The organism is Sediminibacter sp. Hel_I_10 (assembly GCF_000688335.1).
Lineage (GTDB): Bacteria > Bacteroidota > Bacteroidia > Flavobacteriales > Flavobacteriaceae > Psychroserpens.
The window spans coordinates 3,182,083-3,201,357 of sequence record NZ_JHZX01000001.1 but is presented as its reverse complement, the minus strand read 5'-3'; the positions used below and the strand labels follow the sequence as shown (position 1 = coordinate 3,201,357).

The window sequence follows — 19,275 nt, the reverse complement described above, 5'->3', positions numbered from 1 at the left end:
TTAGCAACGTTAAAGAAACTCTAAAAGCCACCACTACCCTAACCCACTTCGTTATATTTGAGACCAAGCTAAGTTATCAAACCACCATGCAAAACACATTACGCTTATTGGTCCTATTTTTATTGACCACAACATTAGTTAACGCACAACAACCTAAAAAACCCACCTCTTCTGAAATATTTGAATCCATAAAAAAACTCAATTTTTTAGGATCAGTATTATATCTCGCAGCGCATCCAGATGACGAGAATACTAGGCTCATATCATACTTATCTAACGAGGTTAAGGCAAGAACTGCCTATCTCTCGCTAACTAGAGGTGATGGCGGTCAAAACCTTATTGGCCCAGAAATAAGAGAGTTATTGGGTGTTATTAGAACTCAAGAGCTTCTCGCCGCAAGACGTACCGATGGTGGAGAACAACTATTTACAAGAGCAAACGACTTTGGTTATTCTAAACATCCTGATGAAACATTAGAAATTTGGAATAAAGACGATGTACTAAGTGATGTGGTCTTAGCAATAAGACGATTTCAACCAGACATTATCATCAACCGTTTTGATCATCGCAGTCCTGGAAGCACCCATGGTCACCATACAAGTTCTGCCATGCTAAGCGTTGAAGCCTTTGATTTGGCAAATTCAAAATCTGCCTTTCCCGAGCAACTAAAATATGTAAATCCTTGGCAACCCAAACGACAATTTTTTAACACGTCATGGTGGTTCTACGGAAGTCAAGAGGCCTTTGACAATGCTGATAAGTCCAATTTACTACAAATTGATACTGGCGTCTATTTCCCATCAAGCGGAATGAGCAATCCCGAAATTGCCGCCTTAAGTAGAAGCCAACATAAATCACAAGGCTTTGGAAGTACTGGAAGCCGCGGTAAGCAATTAGAATACATTGAACTCATTAACGGTGACTTACCAAAAGATAAATCCAACCTATTTGATGGCATAGACACCACATGGAATCGAGTTAAAGGAGGAAAAGCTATTGGAGATATTCTAAATCAAGTTCAAAGCAATTATAATTTTAAAAATCCTGCGGCATCCTTAAAAGAACTCATGCGTGCCTATACACTCATTCAAAATCTTGAAAATGACCACTGGCGCACTTACAAAACTCAAGAGATCAAACAGATCATTGCCGCTTGTGCTGGCCTGTACCTAGAAGCTGTGACCAATACTAATTTGGCAACTCCAGGAGAAACAGTTGATATGAGCGTTGAAGTGATCAATAGAAGTGACGCCAACATTAAGCTCTCAAACATCGTTAATCCTAACGGCGTTAAAATTGAGAAAAACATCAACTTAGATAATAATACAGATTACGAGTTTAAAGAGTCTTTAAAAATCAATTCTAACCAAAACTTCACAACACCGTATTGGTTAACACAAACCGGAAGTTTAGGCATGTATCGCGTAGACGATACATCTCTTATCGGAAAACCTGAAACCCCTAGAGATCTAAAAATCACTTTTAATCTGAGTATCGAAACTATAGCAATTCCTTTCGAAAAGGCTTTGGTCTATAAAACAAATGACCTTGTAAAAGGTGAAGTGTATAAGCCTTTTGAAATTGTACCTGAAGCCTCAGCTAAAATTCAAGAAAAAGTTATTATTGTAGATAGTGACCAACAACGCGATATTGAGGTTATTGTAAACTCCAGCAGAGAAAACCTAGAGGGTTATGTGGAACTTGCTCACCCTAAAGATTGGCAAGTCTATCCCGAAAAACAAAAAATCACCATTGCTCATAAAGGAGAAACCCAAACATTGGTTTTTACACTAATTCCTCCAAAAGAGCAAAGTGAAGGCACATTGTCCCCAATGGTTCATATTGGAGATGCTGTTTACAGCAAAGAACTTGTTGAAATAGATTACGATCACATTCCCTATCAAACGGTATTGATGCCCAGTGAAAGTAAAATCGTAAGATTGGATATTCAAAAGCGTGGTCAAAATGTCGGCTATATTGAAGGTGCCGGAGATGTGGTTCCAGAAAGTTTAAGACAAATTGGCTACAACGTTGCTGTTTTAAAACCCGAGGATATTTCCGCAGAAAACTTAAAACGTTTTGATGCTATCGTGGTTGGAATTAGAGCTTACAATACCGTCGAAGATTTAAAATACAAACAAGAACTATTGTTTGATTATGTGGCTCAAGGAGGCACCATGGTTGTACAATACAACACGAGTAGAGGTCTGAAAATTAATACTCTGGCGCCATACGATTTAAAACTATCTAGAGATCGGGTGACCGATGAAAACGCAAAAGTTGAGCTTATTGCTCCAAATCATGATGTCTTAAACGCACCAAACAAAATCACTTTAAAGGATTTTGAGGGGTGGACGCAAGAGCGCGGACTTTATTTCCCCGATGAATGGTCTTCTGAATTCACGCCCATATTATCTATGAATGATAGTGGTGAAACCGCAAAGACAGGAAGTTTATTAGTCGCTCAATACGGCGAAGGTTACTACGTATATACGGGTTTAAGCTTTTTCAGGGAATTTCCCGCAGGTGTTTCTGGCGCTTATCGCTTATTCGCCAATATCTTATCTTTAGGGAAAGATAACCTACCAAAAACTCAAATCAAGAACTAGCGTATTTATGAATACCACCAATTTTTAAAAAGATCATCTATGTCGAAATCAGGTTTAGAAAAATATACATGGAGCCGTTGGTACACCATTGTTCTTGTGGCTAACGCACTGTATATTCTTGCATTTTACCTCATCACAAACCATTTTTAAATGCAAACTCTAGACTGGACTATTTTAATAGGAACACTTGTACTCATTGTAGCTTACGGCACTTACCAAACCCGTGGCAGTAAAAACGTACAGGATTACTTAAAAGGTGGTAATACATCCCCCTGGTGGACCATAGGTTTGTCGGTTATGGCAACCCAAGCCAGTGCCATCACCTTTTTATCTACACCAGGACAAGCCTTTAATGACGGGATGGGTTTTGTGCAGTTCTATTTCGGGTTGCCTATTGCCATGATCGTGATTTGCATGGTATTTATCCCATTGTATCACAGACTTAAGGTTTACACGGCCTACGAATTTCTAGAAAATCGTTTTGATCTAAAGACCAGAACCCTAACTGCCATTTTGTTCTTAATACAACGTGGGCTCTCTGCAGGGATTACCATTTTTGCACCTGCCATTATTTTATCTGCCGTTTTAGGATGGAATCTCCTATTGCTCAACGTACTTATTGGTGTATTGGTTATTATTTATACTGTTTCAGGAGGCACAAAAGCCGTAAACGTGACCCAAAAACACCAGATGATTGTTATTTTCTCAGGAATGATCGTGGCATTTATCATCATTTTAAATCAGCTTCCCGAAAATATCAACTTCTCAAATGCGCTAGATATTGCTGGCGCAAGTGGCAAGATGGATGTGCTCGATTTTTCATTCGATTTAGACAATCGCTACACAGTTTGGACCGGTCTTATTGGTGGTACATTTTTAATGCTCTCTTATTTTGGTACAGATCAAAGTCAAGTGCAACGTTATTTATCAGGAAAATCGGTAAGAGAAATGCAACTAGGCCTTATTTTTAATGGCATTCTAAAAGTACCGATGCAGTTTTTTATTCTGCTCATTGGTGTCATGGTGTTTGTATTCTATCAATTTAATGCGGCTCCTGTAAATTTCAATCCTACGGCCACTGAGGTGGTTTTAAATTCAGAATACGCCAAAGAATACGAGGTCCTTCAGCAAAAACAACAAGACATTTTTAATGAGAAACAAGCACTTTTAACCAACTTTGTTGATCATAATAACGCCGCTACATTTCAAACCATTGCAGAGGCCAATACGCAACAAGATGAATTAAGAGCACAAGCCCGAAACTTAATCGACAAGGCTGGCGAATCCAGAAATATCAAGGTGGAGAGTAATGATAAAGACTATGTCTTTATTCATTTTATTTTAAATAACCTCCCACGCGGGCTCATTGGTCTTTTATTGGCTGTTATTTTAAGTGCTGCAATGAGTAGTACTGCCAGTGAGTTGAATGCTTTGGCCAGTACAACCGCCATGGACCTTTATAAGCGTAACGTCAAAGAGAAGTCTGAAAGCCAAATGGTCAACAGCTCTAAATGGTTTACATTGCTTTGGGGTATTTTGGCCATTAGTGTTGCTTGTGTGGCCAACCTTGCTGAAAATTTAATACAATTGGTAAATATCATCGGTTCTATTTTCTACGGAAATGTGCTGGGTATTTTCCTGCTTGCCTTTTTTGTGAAATTCGTTAAGGGTAACGCGGTATTTACTGCCGCCCTGATCACGCAAGTGCTAATAATAGCATTATTTATTCTCAATGAGTATGACTTTATCAACCTACCATTTCTTTGGTTGAATTTTGTGGGCTGCGTCATTGTGATGACCATCGCCTTTTTAATACAAACTTTAAAGCCTAAAAATCATGGAAACAAACTTGCCTAAAACCATCAATTGGGGAATTATTGGTCTTGGAAAAATAGCTCATAAATTTGCCGCAGATTTAGCAAAAGTATCTGATGCCAAACTCTATGCCGTAGCCTCAAGAACTCAAGAAAATGCAGATAACTTTGCTTCCCAATTTGGAGCGAGCAAAGCTTATAATTCTTATGAGGCCCTAGCGAAAGACCAAAATGTTGATGCTGTATACATTGCAACACCGCATAGTTTTCACAACGAACACAGCGTGTTGTGTCTTCAAAATAAAAAGGCAGTATTATGCGAAAAACCATTTGCCATGAACCGCAACGAGGTCGAGCACATGATAAGCGTTGCTAAAGAAAACGACACGCTTTTAATGGAAGCCTTGTGGACCTATTTTCTACCTCACTACCAATACGTTCTCAAGGAATTGGAGCATAAGACGTACGGAAATGTTCTAAAACTGGAAGCTGATTTCGGTTTCAAACCAAAATTAGACCTGAGTTCTAGAGTACTTAAAAAATCTCTTGGTGGAGGTAGTTTATTAGATATTGGGATTTACCCCATATTTGCGGCACTGTCTGCTCTAGGAAAACCAAAAACAATTGAAGCCAAGGCCACCTTTTTTGAAAATGGAGCAGATTCGTCTACGCTCATGATTTTTGGTTATGATGATAACGTTGAAGCCCAACTTAAAAGTACGTTTTTAGAAGAAACAAAAACCGAGGCCATCTTTCATTGCGAAAAAGGCACCATCAAAATCAATACAAAGTTTCATGAACCTTCAACCGTGACCATAATAGCTGAAGGCAAAGAGAAAATTTTAGATTTTAATTATACTACCATAGGCTATAATTACGAAATTATTCATTTTAATGAATTGATAAGAAACGGTAAAACGGAAAGCCCGATCATGACGTTCGATTTTAGCAAAAATTTGATGCAATTGTTAGATACGGTAAGAACACAAATTGGCTTAGAATATTAGCCGCGCTTTACTTCAACATCACCTTAAAACAACACAACATGCTAATCAGAATCGTTAAAATGAGCTTTGACCCTTCAAAAATTCAGGAATTTCTTGCAAATTTTGAAACTAAAAAAGAAGCCATTCGCCATTTTGAAGGTTGTAAACATCTCGAGTTATACAGAGACAAACACGATACCAACGTCTTTTTTACCTATAGTTATTGGGAAGAGGAGGCCGATCTAGAACGCTACCGGCATTCTGAACTCTTCAAGGGCGTATGGGCAAGAACCAAACCTCTATTTAACGCTAGACCCGAAGCTTGGAGCGTAGACCGATTAGAAATGCTAGATTAAACACAAATTACACTTCATTTCCAGACAAAAAAATGGAGTATTCCGTGGCAGAAACCTTTTTAATTTTAACTTTGAATTTACTTTTAAAGCATATCACGTAATGTCTAGGTTCTCATATAGAACCTATAACCTTGAAGATCTAAATTTCGCTGCATGTTCGCTATCTTAAAAAAAGAAATCAATACTTTTTTTGCATCACCCATCGGCTATTTGGTCATTGCTGTGTTTTTGGTATTGAACGGACTTTTTCTCTGGCTCTTTAAAGGAGATTTCAATATTTTGGACAATGGTTTTGCCGACCTTTCCAGCTTCTTTTTGCTAGCGCCATGGATTTTAATTTTTCTTGTGCCAGCAGTGACCATGCGTAGCTTTGCTGATGAGAAAAAACAAGGCACTTTAGAACTGCTCCTCACCAAACCCATTAGCCATCTACAAATTGTTTTTGGCAAATATTTGGGTGCAGTATTGCTTATTGTTATTGCTATTATCCCTACACTACTATACGTTTTCACCATTTCAAAATTAGGGAATCCTGAGGGCAATCTTGATATCGGTAGTACTTTAGGTTCTTACTTTGGTCTATTATTTTTAGTGGCAGCTTATACGGCCATTGGAGTTTTTGCATCAAGCACCACAGATAATCAAATTGTAGCGTTCATTATCGCCGTCTTTATTTGTTTCTTTTTCTACTTTGGTTTTGAGGGCTTATCCAATTACAAGCTCTTTGGTGATCTTTTTTATATAGAGAAACTTGGTATGGAAACTCATTTTAACAGCATGAGTCGCGGTGTCTTAGATACTCGGGATATGATTTATTTTTTAAGTATTACAGCGTTTTTTATTGTACTTACTAAATTCAACCTTAAACGAAGCAACCAATGATTATTACAGCGCCTTTAGTCATCTTAATGTGCTTGGTTTTTGTACTGGTGTTTTTATTTGTAAACACTATAGATCATCGAAAATGGCTCACAATACTAGTAAGTTTAGCATTGACACCAATCGTCTATTTTTACATGCTATATCCTATGATCAATATTTTTGTCGATTACCATCACAAAAAATATTTTACTGAATTAGCTTGGCAAGAATCTCCTGCCCTACGGTATGAACTCACAGATCACATGCTATCTTCGGAAATTTTAGATGGCAAGTCTAAGCAAGATATCAAAGCACTTTTAGGAGCACCAGAATGGCTTGGCTGGGACAGCATCCAAAAACAACCAGACAACAATCGATGGAATTATGGTTTGGGTATTGAGCCTGGCGCCTTTAATGATCAAAAAGAATGCATGGTATTGGTATTTAAAAACGATACGCTTGAAGAAGCCATCCAATATCAAGAAGAACTAGAATTTGCTAAGAATGACTAAAAACAAACCTTTACTTATCATTCTCCTCACATTGGTCATTCTCATTGTGGTCAACCTGATATCGTCTCAGCTTTACAAGCGTTTTGACCTTACGGAAGACCAACGCTATACGCTTTCTAGCTCGGCACTAAACACGGTAGATGAAGTCAATTCACCCTTGATCATTGATGTGTTTTTAGAAGGCGATTTTCCTTCAGAGTTTAGAAGACTTCGTAATGAAACCCAACAGCTGCTCGAAGAATTCTCACTATACAATAGCAACGTTTCCTTCAACTTTATCAATCCGCTAGAAAATGAAGCCAACCGTGATCGAAATGTACAGCAATTGTCCCAACGTGGATTGCAACCGTTTCAAATCAACATTAAAGAAAGTGGTAAAACCTCTCAAGAGCTTATTATTCCATGGGCCTTGGCAAGTTATAACGAGCAAACCGTTATTGTACCGCTCATCAAAAACAAAATTGGCGCTACAGATCAGGAATTGGTCAACTCCTCGATTCAAAATTTAGAATATGCCTTTGCCGATGCCTTTAAAAAATTGGTGACTCCAAAAGAGAAAAAAATAGCCATTCTTCGTGGTAACGGACAATTAAAAGATGTTTATGTTGCCGATTTTCTTAAAACGCTGGGAGAACATTATTTTCTAGCCCCATTTACTTTAGATAGCATTGCGAGCAATCCGCAAAAAACGTTGAAGGATTTAGAAAATTATGATCTGATCATTTCAGCAAAACCAACCATCGCCTTTTCCGAAGAGGAAAAATACGCATTAGACCAATACACCATGAGTGGCGGCAAAAGTCTCTGGCTTACCGAGAGCATTATTATGGATCGGGACAGTTTGCTCAACAATAACGGACGCGCCGTTGCCATTATGAAAGACCTCAACCTTAATGATTTCTTCTTTAAATACGGTGTAAGGGTCAATCCTGTAATCGTTAATGATTTATATTCAGCACCGATAACCTTAGCTTTTGGAGAAGGAAATAATGCGCAATTTCAACCAGTACAATGGCCCTATTCGCCTTTGGCCGCAAGTAATCCCAACCACCCAATTACAGCAAACCTTGATCCCGTAAAATTTGATTTTACCAGCCAAATAGATACCTTAAAAAACGAGGTTGATAAAACCATTTTACTGCGCAGTTCGCAACTCTCAAAATTAGAAGGTGTTCCTAAAGATATTAATTTAGATGTAGTTACCCAAGAACCAGATCCTGCCTCCTACAATAAGCCATTTCAAACCTTAGCCGTATTACTGGAAGGCTCTTTTACTTCTGTTTACAAAAACAGGGTGAAACCTTTCGAGGTTTTGGACTCGAAAACAGCAAAAACAGCAGACAAGACCGAAAGCGTCCCTACAAAAATGATTGTCATTGCAGATGGTGATGTTATTAAAAATGATGTGGTACACAACCAACCGCAAGAATTGGGCTTTGAGTTTTTGACCAAACGTAAATTTGGTAACAAGGAGTTTCTACTTAATGCCGTAAATTATCTTCTCAATGATGACGGACTTATAAACATTAGAACCAAGGAAGTGAAATTGGCGTTTTTAGACAGTAACAAAGTAGAAGACGAAAAAAGTGAGTGGCAATTCTTAAATATTGCGCTACCCCTTATTTTATTGGCTGGTTTCGGACTCATCTTCAATTTTATTCGTAGAAAACGCTACGGTAAAACCAACAGATAAACCCGTCAAACACTCTCTTGTTTTAGAGGCTTGTTTGTTAATAAGTTTGTTTTAGAAACCAACGTGTTTGGGATATATTTGTAGGACCAATTTTCTTGAAAGTCAGTCTCAATTAGAAATAAAAAACAAATGAAATTTATAGTTTCCAGCACGTATTTACTTAAACAGTTACAAGTCTTGGGAGGCGTTATCAACAACTCTAACACGCTCCCAATTTTAGATAATTTTCTTTTTGAACTTAGCGGATCTAACTTGACTGTTTCGGCAAGCGATTTGGAAACCACAATGTCTGCAACCCTTGAGGTAGAAAGTGATGAAGATGGCAGCATTGCCTTACCTGCAAGATTACTTTTAGACACACTAAAGACCTTTCCTGAGCAGCCCTTAACATTTGTTGTTGAAGACAATAACACGGTTGAGATTAGCTCTAATCATGGTAAATATGCTTTGGCTTATGCTGACGGACAAGAGTTTCCTAAATCTGTTGAATTAGATGATCCTAGCAAAACCACAATTTCTGGCGAGATTTTAGCAACTGCGATATCAAAAACCATCTTTGCCGCTGGTAATGATGATTTACGCCCAGTGATGAGTGGTGTGTTCTTTCAATTTTCTACGGAAGGTTTGACCTTTGTGGCTACCGATGCTCACAAGTTGGTGAAGTACACACGAGAAGATGTAACTGCAGACCAAGTTGCAGAATTCATCATGCCTAAAAAACCACTAAATCTTTTAAAAGGGATTTTAGCGGCAAGTGATGAAAATGTAGTGATTGAATACAATGACTCTAACGCTAAATTCACTTTTGAAAATTCAATCTTAGTTTGTCGTTTGATCGACGGAAAGTATCCTAATTACGAAGCTGTAATTCCTAAGGAGAACCCAAATAAGCTCACCATTGATCGTACGCAGTTTTTAAACTCTGTAAGACGTGTTAGTATATTCTCTAATAAAACGACGCATCAAATCCGTTTAAAAATCGCTGGTGCAGAACTTAACATTTCCGCAGAAGATATTGATTACAGTAATAAAGCCGAAGAGCGTTTAACCTGTGATTATCAAGGTGATGATATGCAGATTGGTTTTAACTCCCGCTTTTTAACGGAAATGCTTAATAACCTCAACGCTGATAACGTACAATTGGAAATGAGCTTACCAAATAGAGCTGGTATTCTAACGCCGGTTGATGGCCTTGATGAAGGTGAGCAAGTTACCATGTTGGTGATGCCTGTGATGTTAAATAGCTAAATGCAACGCTATTTTTCAAAGAAACTAGTCGTGAATGCGTCGCAATGGGAAAAAAGATTTTAGCATATGTCTTCTTTTTATTGGGCATCTTGTGTATCCTTAGTATAATTGGCAACGTCATAAGTCTTATTATTGGACGAAAAGAGCCAACCTATGAGATCATATCCGCAGTTCTTATGGCTGGAACTTTTGCTTTTGTACTTTTTAAATATGGACTCAAATGGACCTCAAAGAAACAAACATCTGAAATAGATCATATTGGTCATAACTCATAAAAAAAAGCAACTCTAACGAGTTGCTTTTTTTTTTAGTTACAATAGTTTGTCTTATTTGTTGTATTTACTGTCCCAAATCGCTTCATTCACATTTTTCCCTCTTGGAATGGCATAAAAAATAACCACTGCAATTACAGATTTAAATAAGAATAAGAACAATAATAACACGTGACTCATAAATTGGTCATTATCGGCTAAAGTAAAACTGTACAGATAAGTGATTAAAAGACTCACCATAAAGGTTGAGAACATTAAGTTGTCTAAGTTTTTGAATGGAAGTACCGATAGCTTTCTAAGTGGACTAAGATCTCTTCCCCACTTATGGATCAAGTAGTAATATCCATTTCCTATTGGTGCAAATAATAAGGGGTCGTCAGGATTTTCTAATCTAAATAACTTAGAAGGTGCCATCACCTTAAATCCCGCCAATTTAATATTGTGAGCTTCCTCAAGTGCTTTTATTTTTGAAATGGCTTCTTCAGGAAATTCATTTTTGAAATATTTAGAATCTAAAAAACGCAATCTATAATCGATACAGATGGTTTTAATGCTATCAATATGATACACTTTATCTGACTCTAACAAATCGATATCAAAGGGATTATTAACCTCAGTGCCTCCCGATTGTAACACATTTTCAATACGATGCTCCTCTTTAGCATCTGCAATTAATTTAGCCAGCATCTCTTCTACACTATCCCGTTCTAGCTGCCGGGAACGCCGCTCACGCAACTTTTCTTCAATGTTAGTTCTCGCAATCATAGTCAATTTTTTACATAAAAATAAAACACAACCCAATTAAAACCAAAAGATTAGTATTAAAATTTACAAATTGACAGAAGAATAACTTGATAACATGCTTTCAATAAAAATGAAACTTTTGAAGCTATTCAATTGCTTCAATCTGAAGTTCTTCTTGTATTTGACGTTCAGGCAAAAAGACACATTTTATAATCGAATTCTATAATACACAAAACGCCCACCTTTTTAGGTGAGCGTTTTTCCTATCTCTTTATAAAATAACTAACTAATAAAATTAAGAGATAAAGGATATGTTGGAGTTTCGCCGTGGCTGGCCTTTATGGCATTAATGATAGGATAGATAAACGATACAAGACCTAGAATGATCAATCCTACAATACCCAGTCCTAAAGCTAATATCAAGGGAACACAAATGATGGCCCACAACACTAAACTGATCTGAAAATTAAGGATGCGTTTGCCTTGTTCATCCATTTGATACACATTATCTTTTTGACTTGCCCAAATGATCAAGGGCACTATAAGCCCTCCAAAGCCAGTTAAAAAGGTAAGTAGTTGGCTGAGATGGGTTAATACTATGAGTTGGTTATCTTGTCGCATGAGTTTTGATTTTTTTGATTAACATCTATAGGACGCAAATTTTTAAGTTTTGTTACAAACTTTTTCTAAAAATCCATGCAATTTAACGCTTTAGCAATTTGATAAATAGCTCCTTACCCTTTCGCCCCTCTTCTGAATTGTAGCAAGGACTCATCACATCGATCTCAAATTTATTTTCGAATAATCTTTTATATTCCTCCTCATTTCCACCAAAAGGGGGCCGATCCTTGTGTAAAGGCAAATTAAAAAGTACGCCAACAATTTTACCTTTAGGCTTTAAGAGTTGATGCATTTGAGACACATAGTCTAATCTTAATTTGGGGTCTAAAGCACAAAAAAAGGTCTGTTCTAAAACTAAGTCAAACTTTAGCTCTAGACTTAAATCAAAAAAATTAGCATGCCATAATTGGTCTTTTGGAAACTCTGTAAATCGTTTTGAGACATTGTCTAAAGCAGTCTTAGAAACATCAACCACATGCACATTTTTAAAACCTTGCCGATGAAGATACTCCGCTTCATAAGCGTTTCCGCCACCAGGGATTAGTATAGACAATGAGGGATCTTTCAATTGGTCAATGTACGTTTTTAAGGGTGTTGAGATGGTTCCTAAATCCCAACCAATATCCCCAGATTGATACCTTTGCTCCCAATAATGTGCTGATAACTCTTCCATAATACCATTAAAACGTATAATTAATTGCTGTCAAAACTCAAAGAAGGCCGTTTCTGTAAACGCATGAAATATCTGGTTCTTTTTAACTTTTGAGGTTGCCAAACCTGTAAATTCACTAAAGGCCGGCAAAATGAGTTGCGAAGCAGACACTTGAAAGCAGGGCAACCGTAATCTTGGTCTACCTCTAGACTTTATTTCGACTCCTGGATGAATATGGCCAGAGATCACAAACCGATCTGATAACAATTTTGGCTCATGAACAAACCGAAATGGCGCCATATCCCATTGATCTTGGCAGCAATTAATTTTAAACCCCTCATAAACCTCAGCTTTCAACCTGTCATGATTGCCTTTAATGAGCAAAATTTCTAGATCAGTTTCCTTATCACGCCAGCGCTTAAATAAATCCATATCGGTGTTGACTTCTGCATGAAACAGATCTCCAACCACTATTAATTGCTTGGCTTGGTAGTGCGATACCAAAAAAGACAATCGATCCAAATCCTTACGCTGTACATCTACAGAAACAGGAATGCCGTGACGCCTAAAATGCGCCGATTTACCAATATGAAGGTCAGAAACGATTAAAGCATTCTGTTTAGGCCAAAACATGGCCCGAAGATTATTTAAGATCAACGTCTCATTTTTGAGTTCAATAGGTTTCTCGGTAAAGGTCATTTCTTGTGTTTTCTATAGACGTCATTCTGTATACGCGCGATACGTTTATCTAATTTCTCACTGCTCAAACTCTGTCTCAAACTATCTACTTTTATTGGGAAACTCAAGGGCGTAAAAGCATCCGATCTCTTAATCACCAGCTTTCCATTATTAATTCTTTCAAAAGCCTCCTTGAGTCTTACTTCTTCCAACTGCTGATCAAACACCTCAGCATAGGCTTGACGTAACAGTAAATTATTGGGTTCATTATCTTCAAGCACTCTAAAAATCAATCCTGAAGACGATTGCAGACTTTTATTATTTCGATTAGCGCCCGGCATGGTTTGTACCACCAATCCAGAAATAACTGCAATATCCCGAAATTTCCGTGAGGCCATTTCCGCAGCATTAATACTTGCAATAACATCGTCCATTAAATGTTCCTTACTCAATAAGCTTTCAATAGTTTGATCATCTGACGGAAACTCCTGATCGCTCAATAACTCAAATCCGTAATCGTTCATGGCTATTGTAAAGGTCAAGGGCTTAATTTTACTTATGCGATATGCCATCAATGCAGAAATTACCTCATGCACCAATCGCCCCTCAAAGGGATACATAAACATATGAAATCCTTCTTTTGTTGTAATGATCTCCACAAGAAACTCATCTTCTCTCGGAATGTGGGAATATTGACTTTGTCTCGCAATTAAGGGATGTAAAAATTTGAGCTCTTTTTCACGAGTCCCTGGATTCATGGCATCTGATAATTTTTTACGAAGTAAATGACTCATGTAGGAAGTCAAAGGCAGCCTACCTCCCAACCAACTTGGCGTAATGGCTTTTTTTGCCTTACTGATTTTAACATAGGCGGTCATATCCTTGATGTGCACCAACTCCAACATACGCCCAGCAAGTACAAAGCTATCGTTTGGTTTTAATTTGGTGATAAAATATTCTTCAATCATCCCCACATAACCACCAGACAGAAACTTTACTCTCAGCATAGCCTCGCTTACAATGGCACCAATATTCATGCGGTGCAGCATGGCAATACGTCTTGATTTCACCTTGTAAAATCCGTCATCATCCTTAAACACTTTATGGAATTCTTCGTAAGACTTTAAGGTGTTTCCGCCTTGAGTGATGAACTGGATGGCCCAAGCAAATTCATCATCGGTCATCATCCCAAAAGCATGAGTACTTCTTAAGAGATGTAAAACCTCATCGGCTTTAAATCCCTCTCCCACGGCCAAGGTGACCATAAACTGCACCATGACATCAAAGGTTAGTACCATGGGTTGTCTCGCCTCTACGCGTCTCAATTGCACAGCCTCCTTTAAAGCAGCGGCCTCAACAATTTCTAAGGAATGGGTTGGAATGATGTAAATTTTAGACAGTTCGTAAGGCGAATGTCCGCTACGTCCAGCACGTTGCATAAACCGCGCTACCCCTTTTGCCGACCCAATTTGAATGACGCAGTCTACAGGTTTAAAATCTACACCTAAATCTAAAGATGATGTACAAACCACTGCTTTTAAAATGCCTTCGGAAATGCTATTTTCTATCCAATTTCTCAGTTTTTTATCAATAGAACCATGGTGGATGGCCAGTAAACCGGCTAAATCTGGATCTGCCTCTAAAATAATCTGATACCACAATTCTGATTGTCCTCTGGTATTTGTAAAAATAAGGGTCGTGTTATTTTGATGGATGATGGGAATAATCTTATCGGCCATACTCCTGCCCAAATGTCCTGCCCACGGCAATACCTCTACCTCATCTGGTAGCACAGGGATGACCTTGATTTTTTTATTCTCCTTTGCCGTAATCATAACGGTCTTTAAATTGGGATAGGGCATCAATACCTTGGCTGCTTCTTCAAGGTTACCAATGGTAGCCGTAATACCCCAAATGCGTAATGCTTCGGAAATGTGAAGCAATCTAGCTAGTGCCAGCTCTACTAAAATCCCTCGTTTATTTCCTATAAGTTCGTGCCATTCATCTACGGCAACACATCTAATCGATTTAAACCATCTGGAATTGTTCTTTTGTGAGAATAGCAAGTGTAGGGTTTCTGGAGTTACAATAAGCACATCTGGCATTAAGCGCTCTTGTTGCCGCCGTATCTTTGTTGGTGTATCTCCATTTCTAACGGCAACTTCCCAGTCGAGGCCAATTTCGGCTACCGCAACAGACATGGCTTTTGCCAAATCCTTGGCTAAGGACCGCAACGGACTTACCCACAACAGCTTAATCCCTTTTTTATAATGCTCTGGTTTATTGAGATAATCAATCACTACGGCCAAAAACACCGAAAATGTCTTGCCAAAACCTGTTGGTGCAATAACCATCCCGCTATGTCCGCTATGGTATTTTGCCCAAGTTTGCTCTTGAAATTTAAAGGGTTTGTTTCCTTTTGAGTCCATCCAATCTAAAATGATGCGATGCCCTTCAGAATTTTGAAATGCCTTGCTCAATTTGGAGAATGGATCAATTGTTTAACGCTCTCTATGGTATCAATTTCATCTACGGGTTTATCTTTTCGCCATCTGGAGATTCTTGGAAAACGAAGCGCGACGCCAGATTTATGTCTATTGCTCAAAGCTATGCCCTCAAAAGCAATCTCGAACACCAACTCTGGCTTTACCGTTCTCACCGGTCCAAATTTCTCAATAGAATTTTGCTTTACAAATCTGCTCACCTCTTTTATTTCCTCATTAGTTAAACCAGAATACGCTTTTGCGACCGTAACCAAACCATCGTCTTTTTTTACGGCAAAAGTATAATCGGTATAATGCGAACTCCTTCGGCCACTTCCCTTTTGGGCATAGATCATTACAGCATCAATGGTCAACGGATCTACTTTCCATTTCCACCAGTCGCCTTTTTTCCTTCCAGTGTGATAAGGAGACTGCTTCCGTTTTAACATCAAACCTTCGCTGTCTTTAGATCTGGCTTCGGCACGAATAGGAATAAGATCTTGCCAGTGATCTACCGTTAAAATTTCAGATAAAAATAATGTTTTATTGTTTGTTGCCGACTTATCAAATAGCTCTTCTAAAAGAGATCTTCGGTAGGACAAAGGTTTCTCACGAATATCGGTGTTTTGCCACTCCATCATATCATAAACGTAAAAGCCAATGGGCACGTCTTGCAACAAGTTTTTAGTGACGTTTTTTCGGTTTAAGCGTTTTTGTAAATCGTTAAATAATAGGATGGCATTGTCCTTCAACGCTAAAATTTCGCCATCAATTACAAAATCACCAGGCAACTTTGCGATGGCCTCTACCAATTCTGGAAATTGCTCTGTCACCAATTCCTCTCCTCTAGACCATATAAATATCTCGTTGTTTCGTTTCACAATTTGCCCCCTAATACCGTCCCATTTATACTCTACTTGCCAGTCTTGAACAGCGCCAAGTTCTTCCAACTCCTTTTCTAGAGCATATGCTAAGCAAAAAGGATAAGGTTTTGAGTTGTCATAATTAATATGTTCCCCTCTTAGGAGTTCATCAAACGTGATGTCACTAATTTGCCAATTACCAATAATACTGTGCATGAGCTGGTTGGCCTCAATTCCCGAAAATTTGGCTAAGGCATTGACCAATGTTTTTTTAGAGACGCCCACTCTAAAGCTTCCTCCTATGAGTTTATTAAAGATGAGCCGCTCTTGAACATCTAGACCAGACCAAGCGTTACGGATAAACGCTTCTTTTTGGGCATCTGATTGAGATTTTAGTGCTACGATATCCTGCATCCACTCACTAAAGGATTTATCAATGGTATGGGATGGTTCTGGCAATAGCAGGGACATGGTTTCGCCTAAGTCCCCAACGGTACTATAACTTTCTAAAAACAGCCATTCTGGGATATTGGTAATCTCCATGCACCATTGTTTCATCAAAGTAGTTTTAACCGGGCGCTTGGGACGTTTCCCTGTAAAAATAGCGATGAGCCAAAGTTTATCCTTATCTGGTGCGGTTTTAAAATACTCTACAAAAGCAGCAATCTTATCATTGGTTTTGTTGGTAATCTCAACCGCACTAATCAATTTAGAAAAATGTTTCATGAGTCTTTTTTGGTATTGGCATCATCAACAGTATCTTCTTCATTTGAGCCATATTCGGTTTTAACTTCTTCGGAATAAATACCGATTTCATTTAAATATTTTGAAAAAATCGCTTGAGATCCATGCGTTACATATACTTTCTCTGCTTCGGTAGCTTTTACTGCGGAAAGCAATCCATTCCAATCGGCATGGTCACTCACTGGAAAACCCGCATCTACAGATTGCCATCGTTTATTGCCCCGTATTTGCATCCATCCAGAACAGATGGCGGTTGCAGCATTAGGGATTTTCTTAATCATATTAGAGCCCAACAAGGCAGGAGGAACAATGATAATTTTATTTTGAATCGCTTTCTTGTCTAGATCTACCGTCCATCGTTTCGTTTTAGGTAATTCTATACCTGAGGACTGTATGGCTTCGTTGATATTATAAATGGCGCTGTGCACGTATATCTCATCAAGCCCATCCATTAATTTCATAATGCGTTGGGCCTTACCCAAAGAATACCCAATAAAGACGCTTGTTCTGTTTTTGGATTGGTTATTAAGCACCCAACTTCGCATTTGCTGTTGGATGTCTTCTTCTTTTTGCCAATTGTAAATAGGCAGCCCAAAAGTACTTTCTGTAATAAACTCATGACATTTTACAGGCTCAAAAGCGGTGGTAAGATCATCATTTTTCACTTTGTAATCTCCAGAGAAAACCACGACATACCCTTTGTACTCTAGTTTGATTTGAGCGGAGCCAATGATATGCCCAGCAGGAAAAAAACTAACCTTCACACCGTTGATACTTTTTTCAACATTGTAGGGTAAGCTTTCTATGGATATTTCTGGACCTATGCGATGCTTGAGGATCGCTTTAGAATCGTCTTGGCACAAGTAGTGTTTCATACCCCATTTGGCATGATCTGCATGACCATGCGAAATGATGGCCAAATCAACAGGAAACCATGGATCTAGATAGAATTTACCAGGAATGCAGTAAATTCCTTTTTTTGTGAATTTAATTAATTTCAAGAGCTTAAAACTTTCTTACTAAGATAAGGCTATTTTAAAAGCTGCTGAAATGGAAATTGGAATAGGAATCTTATTTTAATGGATAACGTACAAACAAAATTACAAAGTTGTTTCCCTTAATATCAATTGGGTCTTAATGGTCTTTGTGGTGGTTTCTCTATAATCTTTATTGTTGATTCTGTTCAATAATAAACCAACTGCTGTTTTACCAATATCCAAAGTATGCTGTGAGACACTGGACAGTTTAGGATCTGTAAACTGAAGCACGTTCTCATCTGAAAACCCAATGATCGATAAATTTTTAGGTACAGCGCGATTTAGTTTAAGCGCTTTTTGCAACATGATGACACCAGAGACATTATCTATAGCAATAATACCATCTATATCTGGAGTGTGTATGAGCAGGTTCTCAATTTGAGTTTCTATAGATTCATTTTTTTTAATACTTAAAACGGTAGGTTCATTACTATAATCAGAGGCTGCTTCGATGGCTTTTAAATAACCATTGGTTCTTAGTTTACCAACACTTAAATCTTCTATATTACCAATTAAAGCAATGTGTTTGCGTCCTTCGGAAATGAGATGGTTAGTTGCCTCGTAAGCAGCACCAAAATCGTCAATGATGACTTTATCACAATTGAGCTGATCAGAAACCCGATCAAAAAGCACCACAGGAATATCCTGTTTTAGGATATCACTAATATGCTCTATTTTATCTACAATTTGAGTTTCCTCGGCGAGAGACATGATGAATCCATCCACACTGCCGTTAGATAACAATTGTAGACTATTTTCCTCTTTAGATTTTAACTCATTAGACACGCAGGTAATAATATTGTAACCCTGCTTGGTGGCCTCCATCTCGATTGCGTATAAAGCCTTCGCGAAAAAGTGATTAAGGATATTTGGAATAATAACACCAATAGTATAACTCTTACTATTTTTAAGACTTACGGCGAGCTTGTTGGGTTTATAATTAAGATGTTTTGCAAGTGCTTTAACACGCTCTATAGTATCTGGACTTATTTCCTCACTATTGTGCAGCGCCTTTGACACTGTAGATACCGAAACGTTCAATTGTTCTGCTAAATGTTTTAATGTGACCATATCCCAAAAATAAAAAAAGAGTGTATTGGAT

The 19,275-nt window shown here is 38.1% G+C and carries 17 protein-coding genes; 9 read left to right on the top strand and 8 right to left on the bottom strand.

The window, feature by feature from the left end; translation table 11 throughout:
- The first annotated feature begins 86 nt into the window (after window positions 1-86).
- From P176_RS0114335 to P176_RS0114295, 9 genes are all read left to right on the top strand, one after another.
- Entirely contained in the window at window positions 87-2,609 is a 2,523-nt protein-coding gene (locus P176_RS0114335; protein WP_026755350.1) for a PIG-L family deacetylase, read from the top strand.
- Between the two features lie 150 nt (window positions 2,610-2,759).
- Window positions 2,760-4,466, top strand: coding sequence for a sodium:solute symporter (locus P176_RS0114330; RefSeq protein ID WP_026755349.1), 1,707 nt, complete (start codon window positions 2,760-2,762; stop codon window positions 4,464-4,466).
- Window positions 4,447-5,430: a Gfo/Idh/MocA family protein gene (locus tag P176_RS0114325; RefSeq protein WP_026755348.1), complete on the top strand. Its 984-nt coding sequence runs from the start codon at window positions 4,447-4,449 to the stop codon at window positions 5,428-5,430. The genes P176_RS0114330 and P176_RS0114325 overlap by 20 nt, the downstream gene beginning before the upstream one ends.
- Before the next feature lie 38 nt (window positions 5,431-5,468).
- On the top strand, window positions 5,469-5,765 hold the full coding sequence (locus P176_RS0114320; protein ID WP_026755347.1) for a putative quinol monooxygenase: 297 nt from the start codon (window positions 5,469-5,471) through the stop codon (window positions 5,763-5,765).
- Between the two features lie 153 nt (window positions 5,766-5,918).
- Window positions 5,919-6,647 (top strand): gliding motility-associated ABC transporter permease subunit GldF, encoded by a 729-nt coding sequence (gene gldF, locus P176_RS0114315; RefSeq protein ID WP_026755346.1) that lies wholly within the window; start codon window positions 5,919-5,921, stop codon window positions 6,645-6,647.
- On the top strand, window positions 6,644-7,138 hold the full coding sequence (locus tag P176_RS0114310) for a hypothetical protein (RefSeq protein WP_026755345.1): 495 nt from the start codon (window positions 6,644-6,646) through the stop codon (window positions 7,136-7,138). The genes gldF and P176_RS0114310 overlap by 4 nt, the downstream gene beginning before the upstream one ends.
- Entirely contained in the window at window positions 7,131-8,831 is a 1,701-nt protein-coding gene (gene gldG / locus P176_RS0114305) for a gliding motility-associated ABC transporter substrate-binding protein GldG (protein WP_026755344.1), read from the top strand. Before P176_RS0114310 ends, gldG begins: the two co-directional genes overlap by 8 nt.
- A gap of 129 nt (window positions 8,832-8,960) precedes the next feature.
- On the top strand, window positions 8,961-10,079 hold the full coding sequence (gene dnaN / locus P176_RS0114300) for a DNA polymerase III subunit beta (RefSeq protein ID WP_026755343.1): 1,119 nt from the start codon (window positions 8,961-8,963) through the stop codon (window positions 10,077-10,079).
- Window positions 10,080-10,123: 44 nt separating this feature from the next.
- On the top strand, window positions 10,124-10,354 hold the full coding sequence (locus P176_RS0114295) for a hypothetical protein (protein WP_026755342.1): 231 nt from the start codon (window positions 10,124-10,126) through the stop codon (window positions 10,352-10,354).
- 51 nt (window positions 10,355-10,405) lie between these two features.
- Here the strand turns inward: P176_RS0114295 and P176_RS0114290 are convergent, their stop codons facing one another.
- The 8 genes from P176_RS0114290 to P176_RS0114255 all read right to left on the bottom strand — a co-directional run bounded on the left by P176_RS0114290 (window position 10,406) and on the right by P176_RS0114255 (window position 19,244).
- Window positions 10,406-11,116, bottom strand: coding sequence for a hypothetical protein (locus P176_RS0114290; RefSeq protein ID WP_026755341.1), 711 nt, complete (start codon window positions 11,114-11,116; stop codon window positions 10,406-10,408).
- A gap of 261 nt (window positions 11,117-11,377) precedes the next feature.
- Window positions 11,378-11,716 (bottom strand): DUF4870 domain-containing protein, encoded by a 339-nt coding sequence (locus P176_RS0114285; RefSeq protein WP_026755340.1) that lies wholly within the window; start codon window positions 11,714-11,716, stop codon window positions 11,378-11,380.
- An 82-nt stretch (window positions 11,717-11,798) separates the two neighbouring features.
- Window positions 11,799-12,389 carry a methyltransferase domain-containing protein gene (locus P176_RS0114280; protein ID WP_026755339.1) on the bottom strand — a complete coding sequence of 197 codons (591 nt, stop codon included), beginning with the start codon at window positions 12,387-12,389 and terminating at the stop codon, window positions 11,799-11,801.
- A gap of 30 nt (window positions 12,390-12,419) precedes the next feature.
- Window positions 12,420-13,067: a ligase-associated DNA damage response endonuclease PdeM gene (pdeM, locus tag P176_RS0114275; RefSeq protein WP_026755338.1), complete on the bottom strand. Its 648-nt coding sequence runs from the start codon at window positions 13,065-13,067 to the stop codon at window positions 12,420-12,422.
- On the bottom strand, window positions 13,064-15,526 hold the full coding sequence (locus P176_RS0114270) for a ligase-associated DNA damage response DEXH box helicase (protein WP_026755337.1): 2,463 nt from the start codon (window positions 15,524-15,526) through the stop codon (window positions 13,064-13,066). Before P176_RS0114270 ends, pdeM begins: the two co-directional genes overlap by 4 nt.
- Window positions 15,523-17,118 (bottom strand): ATP-dependent DNA ligase, encoded by a 1,596-nt coding sequence (locus P176_RS0114265; protein ID WP_026755336.1) that lies wholly within the window; start codon window positions 17,116-17,118, stop codon window positions 15,523-15,525. The genes P176_RS0114270 and P176_RS0114265 overlap by 4 nt, the downstream gene beginning before the upstream one ends.
- Window positions 17,115-18,137, bottom strand: coding sequence for a ligase-associated DNA damage response exonuclease (locus P176_RS0114260; protein ID WP_026755335.1), 1,023 nt, complete (start codon window positions 18,135-18,137; stop codon window positions 17,115-17,117). The genes P176_RS0114265 and P176_RS0114260 overlap by 4 nt, the downstream gene beginning before the upstream one ends.
- A 99-nt stretch (window positions 18,138-18,236) precedes the next feature.
- Complete coding sequence (locus tag P176_RS0114255; RefSeq protein WP_026755334.1) at window positions 18,237-19,244, bottom strand: LacI family DNA-binding transcriptional regulator; 1,008 nt, start codon at window positions 19,242-19,244, stop codon at window positions 18,237-18,239.
- Window positions 19,245-19,275: the final 31 nt, after the last annotated feature.

What these genes read in the sequence shown, in the direction of transcription:
- P176_RS0114335 (WP_026755350.1), top strand. Translation starts at nt 87, where the DNA reads ATGCAAAACACATTACGCTTATTGGTCCTATTTTTATTGACCACAACA.
- P176_RS0114330 (WP_026755349.1), top strand. Translation starts at nt 2,760, where the DNA reads ATGCAAACTCTAGACTGGACTATTTTAATAGGAACACTTGTACTCATT.
- P176_RS0114325 (WP_026755348.1), top strand. Translation starts at nt 4,447, where the DNA reads ATGGAAACAAACTTGCCTAAAACCATCAATTGGGGAATTATTGGTCTT.
- P176_RS0114320 (WP_026755347.1), top strand. Translation starts at nt 5,469, where the DNA reads ATGCTAATCAGAATCGTTAAAATGAGCTTTGACCCTTCAAAAATTCAG.
- gldF (WP_026755346.1), top strand. Translation starts at nt 5,919, where the DNA reads ATGTTCGCTATCTTAAAAAAAGAAATCAATACTTTTTTTGCATCACCC.
- P176_RS0114310 (WP_026755345.1), top strand. Translation starts at nt 6,644, where the DNA reads ATGATTATTACAGCGCCTTTAGTCATCTTAATGTGCTTGGTTTTTGTA.
- gldG (WP_026755344.1), top strand. Translation starts at nt 7,131, where the DNA reads ATGACTAAAAACAAACCTTTACTTATCATTCTCCTCACATTGGTCATT.
- dnaN (WP_026755343.1), top strand. Translation starts at nt 8,961, where the DNA reads ATGAAATTTATAGTTTCCAGCACGTATTTACTTAAACAGTTACAAGTC.
- P176_RS0114295 (WP_026755342.1), top strand. Translation starts at nt 10,124, where the DNA reads ATGGGAAAAAAGATTTTAGCATATGTCTTCTTTTTATTGGGCATCTTG.
- P176_RS0114290 (WP_026755341.1), bottom strand. Translation starts at nt 11,116, where the DNA reads ATGATTGCGAGAACTAACATTGAAGAAAAGTTGCGTGAGCGGCGTTCC.
- P176_RS0114285 (WP_026755340.1), bottom strand. Translation starts at nt 11,716, where the DNA reads ATGCGACAAGATAACCAACTCATAGTATTAACCCATCTCAGCCAACTA.
- P176_RS0114280 (WP_026755339.1), bottom strand. Translation starts at nt 12,389, where the DNA reads ATGGAAGAGTTATCAGCACATTATTGGGAGCAAAGGTATCAATCTGGG.
- pdeM (WP_026755338.1), bottom strand. Translation starts at nt 13,067, where the DNA reads ATGACCTTTACCGAGAAACCTATTGAACTCAAAAATGAGACGTTGATC.
- P176_RS0114265 (WP_026755336.1), bottom strand. Translation starts at nt 17,118, where the DNA reads ATGAAACATTTTTCTAAATTGATTAGTGCGGTTGAGATTACCAACAAA.
- P176_RS0114255 (WP_026755334.1), bottom strand. Translation starts at nt 19,244, where the DNA reads ATGGTCACATTAAAACATTTAGCAGAACAATTGAACGTTTCGGTATCT.